This is a genomic window from Streptomyces sp. NPDC033221 (assembly GCF_055577005.1).
In genome coordinates this window covers 46,230-58,925 of sequence record NZ_JBVIQN010000022.1, presented here as the reverse complement: position 1 = coordinate 58,925, position 12,696 = coordinate 46,230, and the positions used below count along the sequence as shown (strand labels likewise).

Below are 12,696 nucleotides of genomic sequence, written 5' to 3'. Positions count from 1 at the left end.
GTCAGGTCGTGCACGGCAACTCCACGGTCATGGTGGTCGGGCCCCCGACGGGGCTGCTCATCCGGAACGCCCCGTCCACGGAGCGCACGCGCTGGGCGAGTCCCTTCAGACCACTCCCCCGGGCCGGATCGGCACCGCCCACCCCGTCGTCGGAGACGACCACCCGCAGTATCTCCCCGAGGCGGGTCACGGTCACCTCGGCCCGGGTCGCCTCCGCGTGCTTGGCCACGTTGTTGAGGGCCTCGGAGACGACGAAGTAGGCGACCGCCTCGACGGCGGGCGCGGCGCGTACGGGCAGGTCCGTCCACAGCCGCACCGGCAGCGGCGCCCGGGCCGCCAGCCCCGACAAGGCGGCGTCCAGGCCGAGTTCGTCCAGGACCGCCGGGTGCAGTCCGCGCACCAGGCTGTTCAGCTCCTCGATGGACTCCTTCGCCTCGCGGTGCGCCTCCTCGATGACCTGCCGCGCCTCGGGCGGCAGGTCCTTGAGCGTGGCCTTGGCCAGGCCCAGGTTCAGCGCGAGCGCGACCAGCCGCTGCTGCGCGCCGTCGTGCAGGTCCCGTTCGATACGGCGGCGTTCGGCGTCGGCGGCGTCGACCGCACCGGCCCGGCTCTCGGTCAGGTCCTCGACCCGCCGTTCCAGTTCCTCGGAGCGGCTGACGTAGAGGACGGCGCGGCCGACGATGTTCTCCAGCCGTACGAGGCCGCCGGCCAGGGCGGGGACGGCGGCCAGGACCAGCAGGCCAACGGCCGTGGCGTACCCGGCCCAGGTCCAGACCCCCGGGTGGTCAATCCGCCACTGCCACCCGATCGTCCCGACCCACAGCAAGCTGGTCGCCGCCGTCAGGGCCGCCGCGAGAGCCGCGAGCAGAAGCAATTCGAGCACCCCGAAGAGCGGCCCGATCAGGCAGTTGTAGGCCCACTGCCGCTTGCCCTCATGAAAACGCAACCTTGGCAGGTCCACGCCGCACAGTGTCCGGAAGCGCCACCGCTGGGCCTCGGTCAGGCCGTAGGCGGAGATGACGAGCAGCGTCACCGGGATCGGCAGCCCCAGGGTTCCCCAGGTGGTCCCCGGCCCGAGGATGTCGGCGATGTGCAGGCACGCCCAGAAGCACAACAGGGGCGGTATGCCGTGCAACAGCACCCCGGCGCCCATGAAGAGAAGGTCACGTCGCAGCCTTGCGAGCGTACGGCGCAGCCGCGGCGGAATGTTCATGATCCAACGGTATGCGGGGGTCCGGCGAGCGGCGATGAAGCCACTTTCCGCTCCTGGGGTGCAACCAGTGCCACCCCAGGTCGGAAACGGGCGTTACTGACCGCGGCCGCCCTCGCCGGAAGAGTGGATCACGAGCCCGAGACCCGGGCCGGCCCGGCCCGGAAGAGGCACACTCATGGCGCTCATCGCCGCCAACTCCCCTTACGAAGCCCGCCCGTTCACCCTGACAGCAAGCCGCCGCACCTGGGCGGGCCGCGTCCTGGCCGGCGCCGGGCTGGCCCTGCTGCCCTGGATGGGCTACCTCGCGGGGACTCTGCCGCCCGCGGAGGCGGCGGCGTGGGTGGCGCTGGACGCGGTGGAGGCGGCCTGTCTGATGACCGCCGGCGTCCGGCTGATGGCGGGCCGGCCGGGCCACCGGGCCGCTGCCGCGGCCGCCGCGCTCCTGCTCGCCGCCGACGCGTGCGTCGACGTGGCGACGGCCGGGCCGGGCAGCGAGCTGGTGGGCGCCGTGGCCATGGCGGCCGGCGCGGAGCTGCCGCTGGCGGTGCTCTGTGCGCTGCTCGCGGCGCGGGCGGGCCGGTGAAAGACGGCCTCAATCGCCGGCCGGGCTTGATCTTCCCGGTCCAGGCGCACACGCATCGGCCGGGCTGGGATTCCCCAGCCCGGCCGATGCGCCAAAAACCGTCTGACGTCAGCAGCCCAGCAGGCGCCCGCCCAGGTACGACTGGATCTGGTCCAGCGACACCCGCTCCTGCTTCATCGTGTCGCGCTCGCGCACGGTGACCGCGTTGTCGTCCAGGGTGTCGAAGTCGACGGTGACGCAGAACGGCGTACCGATCTCGTCCTGGCGGCGGTAGCGGCGGCCGATGGCGCCCGCGTCGTCGAAGTCGATGTTCCAGTTCTTGCGCAGGTCCGTGGCCAGGCCCTTGGCCTTCGGCGAGAGCTGCGGGTTGCGGGACAGCGGCAGCACGGCGACCTTGACCGGCGACAGGCGCGGGTCGAGGCGCAGCACCGTGCGCTTCTCCATCTTGCCCTTGGCGTTCGGCGCCTCGTCCTCGTTGTACGCGTCGAGCATGAAGGCGAGCATTGCGCGGCCGACACCGGCCGCCGGCTCGATGACGTACGGGGTGTAGCGCTCGCCGGCCTCCTGGTCGAAGTACGACAGGTCCTGGCCGGACGCCTTGGCGTGCGAGGACAGGTCGTAGTCCGTGCGGTTGGCGACGCCCTCCAGCTCGCCCCACTCCGAGCCGCCGAACTGGAAGCGGTACTCGATGTCGGCGGTGCGCTTGGAGTAGTGCGAGAGCTTCTCGGCGGGGTGCTCGTACCAGCGGATGTTCTCCTCGCGCAGGCCGAGGTCGCGGTACCAGTTGTACCGCTGCTCCATCCAGTACTCCTGCCACTGCTCGTCCTCGCCCGGCTTGACGAAGAACTCCATCTCCATCTGCTCGAACTCGCGGGTGCGGAAGATGAAGTTGCCGGGCGTGATCTCGTTGCGGAAGGACTTGCCCATCTGCGCGATGCCGAACGGCGGCTTCTTGCGGGAGGTCTGCTGGACCTGGGCGAAGTTGGTGAAGATGCCCTGCGCGGTCTCGGGGCGCAGGTAGGCGACGGAGCCGCTGTCCTGGGTCGGGCCGAGGTGGGTGGAGAGCAGGCCGGAGAACTGCTTGGGCTCGGTGAACTGGCCCTTGTTGCCGCAGTTCGGGCAGTTGACGTCGGCCAGGCCGTTCTCGGGCAGCCGGTTGTGCTTGGCCTCGTACGCCTCTTCCAGGTGGTCCGCGCGGAACCGCTTGTGGCAGGAGGTGCACTCGGTGAGCGGGTCGGTGAACGTCGCGACGTGGCCGGAGGCGGACCACACCTCGGGGGCCAGGATCACCGACGAGTCGAGACCGACCACGTCGTCGCGCGAGGTGACCATGGAGCGCCACCACTGGCGCTTGATGTTCTCCTTGAGCTCGACGCCGAGCGGACCGTAGTCCCAGGCGGCGCGCTGGCCACCGTAGATCTCACTGCACGGGTATACAAAGCCACGGCGCTTGCTCAGGCTGACGATGGTGTCGATCTTGTCGGCGGCCACGGTGCTCTCTTCATTGCGACGACGAACGGGTGGACAAGGCGGCGCCCTGCGCCTCGACGAGGGGCGGCGGTCGGGATACGCGCGGGCGAATAACTCAGGTTACCGGCGGCCCTGCCCCCCGGATCAAATCGGTTCCCCGGCCGCCCGCCGCGAGACCCCTTGTTGACAATCGTTTCCACTTTTGTTGAAAATGAGTGTCATGAACGTACGACGTCACATACCCACCGCCGTCATAGCCGGAGCCTCCGTCCTCGGCATGCTGGCGCTGTCCGCCTGCACCGACTCCGGCGGGGGCAAGAGTGACGGCAGGCTGAACGTGACGGCGTCGTTCTACCCGATGGAGTTCCTCGCCAAGGAGATCGGCAAGGACCACGTCCAGGTCAGCGACCTGACCAAGCCCGGCACCGAGCCGCACGACCTGGAGCTCAGCCCCCGGCAGATCGCCGACCTCGGCGAATCGGACGCGATCGTCTACCTCAAGGGCGTCCAGCCCGCCGTCGACAAGGCCGTCCAGCAGTCCGGTGTGCAGCACACCGTCGACGCGGCGTCCCTGACCGACCTGAAGAAGCACGGCTCCGAGGTCGACGGCCACGACCACACCACCGGCGACAACGGCACCGGGCACGACGAGCACGAGGGCCACGATCACGAAGCCGACGGCAACGACCCGCACATCTGGCTCGACCCGGTGAAGTTCGCCCAGGTCGCCAAGGGAGTGGGCAAGACCCTCGCGGACGCCGACCCGGCACACAAGGCGGACTACGCCCGTAACACCGACGATCTGGTCAAGAAGCTGAACGACCTGAACAAGAAGTTCGAGGACGGGCTGAAGAACAAGAAGTCGGACACCTTCATCACCACCCACGCCGCCTTCGGCTACCTCGCCGAGCGCTACGGCCTGACCGAGGAAGCCATCAACGGCATCGACCCCGAGTCGAGCGACGTCAGCGGCAGCCGCATGAAGGAACTGCAGAAGCTGGCCAAGGACCACCACGTCAACACGGTCTTCTTCGAGACGCTCACCAGCCCCGCGATGGCCGAGACCCTCGCCAAGGACCTCGGCGTCAGGACCGACGTGCTCGACCCCATCGAAGGGATCACCGAAAAGTCCCAGGGCAAGGACTACGTCCAGGTCATGGAGGCCAACCTCGCGGCGCTGCAGAAGGCGCTCGGCGCCAAGTGACCGGGCGGACGGCACAGCGGGACAGTCACGTACGGCACGACGGGAGGACGCGGCCATGAAGGACCAGGACACGGTCATATCGCTGCGCGGGGCGGGTGCGGCGCTCGGCGCACGCCCCGTCCTGCGCGGCGTCGACCTGACCGTACGGCGCGGCGAGGTGGTGGCCCTGCTCGGCGCCAACGGCTCCGGCAAGTCCACCGCGGTCCGCGCGGTGGTCGGCCAGGTGCCGCTGACCAGCGGCGAGCTGGAGCTGTTCGGCACCCCGCAGCGCCGGTTCCGGGACTGGGCGCGCATCGGGTACGTCCCACAGCGCACCACCGCGGCGGGCGGCGTGCCCGCCACCGTCCGCGAGATCGTCTCCTCCGGCCGGCTCTCCCGCACGAAGCTCAAGTGGCCCGGCAAGGCCGACCGGGACGCCGTCCACCGGGCCCTGGACCTGGTGGGCATGGCGGACCGCGCCAAGGACTCCGTCGAGGCGCTCTCCGGCGGCCAGCACCAGCGGGTGCTGATCGCCCGCGCCCTGGTCGCCGCCCCCGAGCTGCTGATCATGGACGAGCCGATGGCCGGCGTCGACCTGGCCAGCCAGGAGGTGCTGGCCGAGACGCTGCGGGGGCAGGTCGCGGCGGGCGCCACCGTGCTGCTCGTCCTGCACGAGCTGGGCCCGCTGGAGCCGCTGATCGACCGCGCGGTGGTGCTGCGCGACGGCTGTGTGGTGCACGACGGCCCGCCGCCCGAGGCGGTCGGCCAGCATGCCCTCCCCGGCCACGACCACGTCCACCCGCACGCGGACCCGGCCGCCGAGCCGGTCCGGACCGGGCTGCTGACCTGAGACGGACTGACCTGACATGGATCTCCTGAACTACGCCTTCATGCAGCGCGCGCTGCTGGCCGCCCTCCTGGTCGGCGTCACCGCGCCGGCCGTCGGCATCTACCTCGTACAGCGCCGCCAGGCGATCATGGGCGACGGCATCGGCCATGTCGCGCTGACCGGTGTCGCGCTGGGCTTCCTGCTGCGCACCTCGCCGGTGTGGATGGCCGTGCTGGTCGCCGCGCTCGGCGCGATCGTCATGGAGCTGGTGCGCTCCAAGGGCCGTACGCGCGGGGACATCGCGCTGGCGATGCTCTTCTACGGCGGTATGGCCGGCGGCGTGCTGATCATCAACCTGGCGCCCGGCGGCTCCACCGCCAACCTCACCAGTTACCTCTTCGGCTCGATCACCAGCGTCTCCGCCGAGGACGTCACGGTCACCTGCGTACTGGCCGCCTTCGTGATGGCCGTCACCCTCGGACTGCGCCGGCAGCTGTTCGCCGTCTGCCAGGACGAGGAGTTCGCCCGGGTCATGGGCCTGCCCGTGCGGTGGCTGAACCTGCTGCTCGCCGTCACCGCCGCGCTGACCGTCACGGTCGCGATGCGCGCCGTCGGCCTGCTGCTGGTCAGCGCACTGCTGGTGGTGCCGGTGGCCGCCGCGCAGCAGGCCACCCGCGGCTTCGCGATGACCCTCGCGCTGTCCGTCGCCATCGGAGTGGTCGTCACCCTCTCCGGTACGGTCTTCTCCTTCTACGTGGACGTGCCGCCCGGCGCGAGCATCGTGCTGCTGGCCATCGTGGTCTTCGCGCTGATGGCGGCGCTGGCCGCGCCGCTGGCCAGAAAGCGCGCGCGGGCCGCGGCCGAGGCCGCCCGGCAGTGCACTCTGGACGTGCCCCGCAGCCGCTCCCCCGGCGACGATGTCAGCGTGCAAGGGGCCAAGGGATAGGTACGCACTCGTAAGCGTTGCACCCGGGCTCCGGTCATCACCTGGCACAATGGCCGGACTGATGTGCAGGGGGACGTCCCGAGACCTAGGGAGGCAACGGTGGCGAGCGCTGGATCTCCGGTGCGCGGCCGGTCGACGCGGCAGCGGGCCGCCGTGGCAGCGGCACTGGACGAGGTGGACGAGTTCCGCAGCGCGCAGGAACTGCACGACATGCTCAAGCACCGGGGGGACTCGGTCGGGCTGACCACGGTCTACCGGACGTTGCAGTCCCTCGCCGACGCGGGCGAGGTCGACGTACTGCGGACCAACGACGGCGAAGCCGTCTACCGGCGGTGCAGCACCGACGACCACCACCATCACCTGGTGTGCCGCAACTGCGGCAAGGCCGTCGAGGTGGAGGGCCCGGCCGTGGAGAAGTGGGCGGACCAGATCGCCGCCGAGCACGGCTTCCAGGACGTCGGGCACACCATCGAGATCTTCGGTACGTGCGGTGAGTGCGCGGCCAAGGCGGCCGCCGGCTCCGCCTGACGCGGAGCGCCCACAGCGGCGACACGAAAGCGGCCGGGCCCCTGAGCGAGGGGCCCGGCCGCTTTCGTACTCGGACTTCTACTGCTGCGGCACGGACTCCGCCTCCGGGGCGGCGCCGAAACGCCGGTCCCGCTTGGCGTATTCGAGGCAGGCGTCCCACAGGTTCCGCCGGTCGAAATCCGGCCAGAGAATGTCCTGGAACACCATCTCGGCGTAGGCGCTCTGCCAGATCAGGTAGTTGGACGTGCGCTGCTCACCGGACGGCCGGACGAACAGGTCCACATCCGGCATGTCCGGGTAGTACATGTACTTGGCGACGGTCTTCTCGGAGACCTTCGACGGGTCCAGCTTCCCGGCCCGCACGTCCGCGGCGATGGCCGCCGCCGCGTCCGCGATCTCCGCCCGGCCGCCGTAATTGACGCAGAAGTACAGCGTCATGGCGTCGTTGTCCTTGGTCTGCTCCTGGGCGACCTGGAGCTCCTGCACCACGGACTTCCACAGCTTCGGCATCCGGCCGACCCAGCGGATACGGATGCCCAGCGCGTCCATCTCGTCCCGGCGGCGGCGGATGACGTCCCGGTTGAAGTTCATCAGGAAGCGGACCTCGTCGGGCGAGCGCTTCCAGTTCTCCGTGGAGAAGGCGTACAGCGACAGGTTCTTGACGCCCATCTCGATGCAGCCCCGGAGCACGTCGAGCACGACGCCCTCGCCCACCTTGTGGCCCTCGGTACGGGGCAGCCCGCGCTCCTTGGCCCAGCGGCCGTTGCCGTCCATGACGATCGCCACGTGGTTCGGGACGAGTTCGCCGGGGATCTTCGGGGGACGCGCACCGGACGGGTGCGGCTCGGGCGTCTCGTATTCGCGTCGGCCGCGCCCCAGGAATCCGCGTCGTGCCATCCGGTCCACATCTCCTATGCCGTCGTGCGTGGTGGGGTCGGGTCCGAGCCGCCGCCGTCTGCGGGCGGGCGCTCGCCCCCGAACTGCTGAGCCTATCTACTTCTCCACGTACCGCAGTGAGCGCAGGCCGCGCTCCAGGTGCCAGTGCAGATACGCCGCGACCAGCCCGCTGCCCTCCCGGACGTGCCGGGGTTCGCACGCGTCCGCCGTCGCCCAGTCGCCGGACAGCAGCGCCGCCAGCAGCCCGATCGCCTCGGAGGAGGGTACGACGCTGCCGGGCACCCGGCAGTCGCCGCACACCACGCCGCCGGAGCCCACGGAGAAGAACCGGTTCGGGCCGGGCAGGCCGCACTTGGCGCAGCCGTCGAAGCTGGGGGCGTAGCCGTTGACCGCGAGCGAGCGCAGCAGGAAGGCGTCCAGCACCAGGTGCGGCTCGTGCTCGCCGCGCGCGAGCGTGCGCAGTCCGCCGACCAGCAGGAGGTACTGCTGCACGGCCGGCTCGCCCTCGTGGTCGGTGAACCGCTCGGCGGTCTCCAGCATGGCCGTGCCGGCGGTGTAGCGGGCGTAGTCCGTGACGATGCCGCTGCCGTAGGCGGCGATCGTCTCACTCTGCGTACACATCGGCAGGCCGCGCCCGACCAGCTCGCTGCCGCGGGCGTAGAACTGCACGTCGACGTGGGAGAACGGTTCCAGCCGCGCGCCGAACTTGGACTTCGTACGGCGTACGCCCCGGGCCACGGCCCGGACCCGGCCGTGACCGCGCGTGAGGAACGTGATGATCCGGTCCGCCTCGCCCAGCTTCTGGGTACGCAGCACAATGCCGTCATCGCGGAACAGACTCATGCGGTCCATTCTCGCGCACCCGGCGGGAGCTCCGGCCCCCGCCGGTCCGTACCGCCTCGGTCAGGACGGCGTGCGGGCCGCCGCCAGCAGCCGGGCGGTGTCGTCCGGGCACAGCAGCAGGGCCGCGCCCACGGTGGTCAGCACCTCGCGCTCGGACGGGAGGTACGGGCCGTCGGCGAGGGCGATCCGGGCGCCCTGGAGGAGCAGCGACTCCCGGCCCGTCGGAGCCAGGTGCGGGGCCAGCGGCTCCAGCGCCTCGTGCAGCTCTATGGCCAGCGCCGTACCGCACGGGTCGAGGCCGCCGCCGGGGCGGCCGACGCTCCCGGAGGCGGCCCGCGACAGGGCGCCGTCGTGCGCGCCGGGCAGCCGGCCGGTGTCGGCGGCGAGCGCGGCGAGCAGCGTCAGCAGCTGGTCCTCCGTACAGTCCGCGAAGCCCGCCGCGCGCACCGTGCCGACCGCGGTGCTGCGCACCCCGGGCGAGGCCGTGCCGCCGGCGGCCAGCACGGCCAGCGTGACGGTGTGTACGGCGTCCCTGAGCATCGCCGAGAAGCGGGTGGTGGTGGGGTGGTCCAGGGCGTCCAAGGCGAAGTGGCCGCGGCAGGCGGAGCACTCGACGACCGGGCCCGCGGTGCCGCGCGGCAGCAGCGGCACTCCGAGGACGGTGAGACGGCGGCGACCGGTCCGCCGGAGGTAGTTGCGGTCCCCGCCACACTCGGGGCAGAAGAACTCGCCGTCGGCGACGGTGCGCCAGGACGTCCGCACACCCATCACAGCCAGCTTGTGCATCACGTCGACCCTCCGTAACGCTCCGGCATCTTTGCCGCGTTGACGTGATGTTAGCCACATCCATGATGCGACGTCAGTAGTGCGGACCGGACAAGACGGCCGTTTAAACCGGTTGAACACCCAAGCGCCCCCCGGCGCTCGCGGAGAGAGCCGGGGGACGCTCGGTACATCGCAGGTCACAGCCGGTGTGCGGCCCGGGTGCCGGTCCGGCCCGGGGGCCGGGGGCACCGGCCGCACAACGGCCCGGTGATCAGCGGCTCGCGCGGTTGACCGCGGAGACGGCCGCCTTGATCGAGGCACGCACGATGTTCGCGTCGATGCCGACGCCCCACAGCACCTTGTCGCCGATCGCGCACTCGATGTATGCGGCGGCCTGGGCGCCGACGCCCTCGCTCATCGTGTGCTCGACGTAGTCCAGCAGCCGTACGTCCACGTCGATGGCGTGCAGCGCGTCGAAGAACGCCGCCAGCGGACCGTTGCCGGTACCGGTCAGGACCGTGTCGGCGCCGTCCACGACCACCTCGACGGTCAGCGCGTCGGTGCCCTCGGTCGTCGTGGAGGTCTGCGCGCTGCGCAGCGCGATCCGGCCCCAGGCGTTCTCCGGGGTCGGCAGGTATTCGTCCTGGAAGACCGACCAGATCGCGTCCGGCGTGACCTCGCCGCCCTCGGCGTCGGTCTTCTCCTGGATGGTCCTGGAGAACTCGATCTGCATCCGGCGCGGCAGGTCCAGCTTGTGGTCGTTCTTCAGGACGTACGCGATGCCGCCCTTGCCGGACTGCGAGTTGACGCGGATCACGGCCTCGTAGGAGCGGCCGACGTCCTTGGGGTCGATGGGCAGGTACGGAACGGCCCACTCCAGGTCGTCCACGCTCTTGCCCTGCTCCGCGGCCTGGACCTCCATGGCCTCGAAGCCCTTCTTGATGGCGTCCTGGTGGGAGCCGGAGAAGGCGGTGTAGACCAGGTCGCCCGCGTACGGGTGGCGCGGGTGGATCTCCATCTGGTTGCAGTACTCGGCGGTGCGGCGGATCTCGTCGATCTGCGAGAAGTCGATCTGCGGGTCCACGCCCTGGCTGAACAGGTTCATGCCCAGGGTGACCAGGTCCACGTTGCCGGTGCGCTCGCCCTGCCCGAACAGGCAGCCCTCGATCCGGTCCGCACCGGCCATGATCGCCAGCTCGGCGGCGGCCACCGCCGTACCGCGGTCGTTGTGCGGGTGCACGGACAGGCAGATGTGCTCACGCCGGGACAGGTTGCGCGACATCCACTCGAAGCGGTCGGCGTGCGTGGAGGGCGTGGAGCGCTCGACGGTGGCCGGCAGGTTCAGGATGATCTCGCGGCCCTCCTCGGGCTGCCAGACGTCCATCACGCCCTCACAGACCTCCAGCGCGAAGTCCAGCTCGGTGTCGGTGAAGATCTCCGGGCTGTACTGGTAGCCGAAGACCGTCTCCGGGCCCAGGATCTTCTCCGCGTACTCCACGACCAGCCGCGTACCGTCCACCGCGATCTGCTTGACCTGCTCGCGCGAGCCGCGGAAGACCACCCGGCGGAAGACCGGCGCGGTGGCGTTGTACAGGTGGACGGTGGCCCGGTGGGCGCCGCGCAGCGACTCCACGGTCCGCTCGATCAGCTCCTCGCGGGCCTGCGTGAGGACGGAGATCGTCACGTCCTCGGGGATCGCGCCCTCTTCGATGATCGACCGTACGAAGTCGAAGTCGGTGGAGCCGGACGAGGGGAAGCCGACCTCGATCTCCTTGTAGCCCATCTTGACCAGCAGGTCGAACATCTCGCGCTTACGGGCCGGCGACATGGGGTCGATCAGCGCCTGGTTGCCGTCGCGCAGGTCCGTGGACAGCCAGCGGGGCGCCTGGGTGATCCGGTTGTCGGGCCAGGTGCGGTCGGCGATGTCGACGGCGTCGTAGCCGCGGTACCGGTGGACCGGCAGGCCGGAGGGCTTCTGGGTGCGGGTCGCGTTGGTGAGGGGGGTGGGGCGGCCGACGGAGTTGTTCTCAGCGGGAATCGACGGATTCGTCATGGTGGCGCGGGGCTCCTCGTTTGTCCGCGGGGGGAGAGGCCGACGGGGCGAAAATCGCAACACCGAATCCCGCGGGGAGGGGGTCGGCCTACGACAACAGACCCTCGCCGCGGCAGCTAAGGAGAAGCAGCCCGTAACGCATGATGCTCAGCACCCTAGCCGAGGTGCCGCGGAATCGGCGGCCCCGTATCAGTATGCGGGACCGGGCTCGGGTAACCCCTTTCTCGCGATCAACCACACGTTTTCAGGAATCATGGCGGCAGGGAGTGACACGCTGATGACCCAGTGCCACATTGCCGTGCATGAACCCTGAAACCGCTCCGGCCCACCCGGTCTTCTGCACGATCGTGCCGCCCCACGTCCTCGACCACCTGTCCCAGCTGGAGGACGCGGACCGCTCCCAGCGCGCCCTGAGCACCCTGGAGCATGACGCCCTGCAGCGCACCCGCCGCCGCATCACCACCGTCCGCGGCCTCGGCGCGCCCACCGGCACCCCGTCGGACAAGCCGAACCGCACGATCTACGACGCGAAGCGCCAGGAAGTGCTGCCGGGCAAGAAGGTGCACTCCGAGGCCGACAAACCCTCGAAGGACGCCTCCGTCAACCGCGCGCACGCGGGCCTCGGCGCCACCTTCGAGCTGTACCTGAAGGTCTACGGCCGGCACTCCATCGACGACTCCGGCCTGCCGCTGAACGCCACCGTCCACTACGGCGAGAACTACGACAACGCCTTCTGGGACGGCCAGCGCATGGTCTTCGGCGACGGCGACAACGACCTGTTCCTCGACTTCACCATCCCGGTCGACGTCATCGGCCACGAACTGACCCACGGCGTCACCCAGCACACCGCCAACCTGGACTACTTCGGCCAGTCCGGCGCGCTCAACGAGTCCATGTCGGACGTCTTCGGCGTCCTGATCAAGCAGTACGCGCTCGGCCAGAACGCCTCCCAGGCCGACTGGCTGATCGGCGCCGGACTGCTCGGCCCCAACGTCACCGGCGAGGCGCTGCGCTCGATGAAGGCCCCGGGCACCGCGTACGACGACGACGTCCTGGGCAAGGACCCGCAGCCCGCGACGATGGACAACTACGTCAAGACCTCCCGCGACAACGGCGGCGTGCACATCAACTCCGGCATCCCCAACCACGCCTTCTACCTGCTCGCCACGGACCTCGGCGGCAACGCGTGGGAGCGGGCGGGCCAGATCTGGTACGACACGCTCACCGGCGGCGAACTCGACAAGGACGCCCAGTTCGACGACTTCGCCCGCCTGACCGTCGCCACCGCACGCACCAAGTACGGTGAGGGCGACGTCCTCCAGGCCCTTCTGAAGGCGTGGTCCCAGGTGGGCGTCCCCACCAACTGATCCGCCACCATCTGGCCCG

Annotated in this window: 12 protein-coding genes; 6 read left to right on the top strand and 6 right to left on the bottom strand. The window is 70.4% G+C overall.

The annotated features are described in order from the left end of the window. Position 1: 1 nt before the first annotated feature. Positions 2 to 1,213 (bottom strand): sensor histidine kinase, encoded by a 1,212-nt coding sequence (locus ACZ53K_RS26325; protein ID WP_468841051.1) that lies wholly within the window; start codon positions 1,211 to 1,213, stop codon positions 2 to 4. 175 nt (positions 1,214 to 1,388) lie between these two features. Between ACZ53K_RS26325 and ACZ53K_RS26320 the strand changes: the two genes are divergently transcribed. Further along, positions 1,389 to 1,796 (top strand): hypothetical protein, encoded by a 408-nt coding sequence (locus ACZ53K_RS26320; protein ID WP_468841050.1) that lies wholly within the window; start codon positions 1,389 to 1,391, stop codon positions 1,794 to 1,796. A gap of 108 nt (positions 1,797 to 1,904) precedes the next feature. Here the strand turns inward: ACZ53K_RS26320 and ACZ53K_RS26315 are convergent, their stop codons facing one another. Then, entirely contained in the window at positions 1,905 to 3,287 is a 1,383-nt protein-coding gene (locus tag ACZ53K_RS26315) for a glycine--tRNA ligase (RefSeq protein ID WP_468841049.1), read from the bottom strand. Positions 3,288 to 3,486: 199 nt separating this feature from the next. On the opposite strand from ACZ53K_RS26315, the gene ACZ53K_RS26310 reads away from it, so the two are divergent. The 4 genes from ACZ53K_RS26310 to ACZ53K_RS26295 all read left to right on the top strand — a co-directional run bounded on the left by ACZ53K_RS26310 (position 3,487) and on the right by ACZ53K_RS26295 (position 6,752). Further along, positions 3,487 to 4,470: a metal ABC transporter substrate-binding protein gene (locus ACZ53K_RS26310; protein WP_468841048.1), complete on the top strand. Its 984-nt coding sequence runs from the start codon at positions 3,487 to 3,489 to the stop codon at positions 4,468 to 4,470. A gap of 55 nt (positions 4,471 to 4,525) precedes the next feature. Beyond that, entirely contained in the window at positions 4,526 to 5,299 is a 774-nt protein-coding gene (locus ACZ53K_RS26305; protein WP_468841047.1) for a metal ABC transporter ATP-binding protein, read from the top strand. Positions 5,300 to 5,315: 16 nt separating this feature from the next. Next, positions 5,316 to 6,224: a metal ABC transporter permease gene (locus ACZ53K_RS26300; protein ID WP_468841046.1), complete on the top strand. Its 909-nt coding sequence runs from the start codon at positions 5,316 to 5,318 to the stop codon at positions 6,222 to 6,224. Between the two features lie 99 nt (positions 6,225 to 6,323). After that, a complete protein-coding gene (locus tag ACZ53K_RS26295; protein ID WP_031001961.1) occupies positions 6,324 to 6,752 on the top strand; it encodes a Fur family transcriptional regulator in 429 nt (142 codons plus the stop codon). Positions 6,753 to 6,830: 78 nt separating this feature from the next. On the opposite strand, the gene ACZ53K_RS26290 is transcribed toward ACZ53K_RS26295, so the two are convergent. From ACZ53K_RS26290 to leuA, 4 genes are all read right to left on the bottom strand, one after another. Further along, positions 6,831 to 7,649, bottom strand: a complete 819-nt coding sequence (locus ACZ53K_RS26290) for an isoprenyl transferase (protein ID WP_468841045.1) — start codon at positions 7,647 to 7,649, stop codon at positions 6,831 to 6,833. A 96-nt stretch (positions 7,650 to 7,745) separates the two neighbouring features. Then, positions 7,746 to 8,492 (bottom strand): DNA repair protein RecO, encoded by a 747-nt coding sequence (gene recO, locus ACZ53K_RS26285; protein WP_031001959.1) that lies wholly within the window; start codon positions 8,490 to 8,492, stop codon positions 7,746 to 7,748. Positions 8,493 to 8,552: 60 nt separating this feature from the next. Next, positions 8,553 to 9,278, bottom strand: a complete 726-nt coding sequence (locus ACZ53K_RS26280) for a TerB family tellurite resistance protein (protein ID WP_468841044.1) — start codon at positions 9,276 to 9,278, stop codon at positions 8,553 to 8,555. 250 nt (positions 9,279 to 9,528) lie between these two features. Continuing rightward, the gene (gene leuA, locus ACZ53K_RS26275; protein ID WP_468841043.1) at positions 9,529 to 11,310 is read right to left on the bottom strand and encodes a 2-isopropylmalate synthase; all 1,782 of its coding nucleotides are present in this window, start codon (positions 11,308 to 11,310) and stop codon (positions 9,529 to 9,531) included. A gap of 302 nt (positions 11,311 to 11,612) precedes the next feature. Here leuA and ACZ53K_RS26270 point away from each other — a divergent pair, with 302 nt between their 5' ends. Then, on the top strand, positions 11,613 to 12,677 hold the full coding sequence (locus ACZ53K_RS26270) for a M4 family metallopeptidase (RefSeq protein ID WP_468841042.1): 1,065 nt from the start codon (positions 11,613 to 11,615) through the stop codon (positions 12,675 to 12,677). Positions 12,678 to 12,696 lie beyond the last annotated feature (19 nt).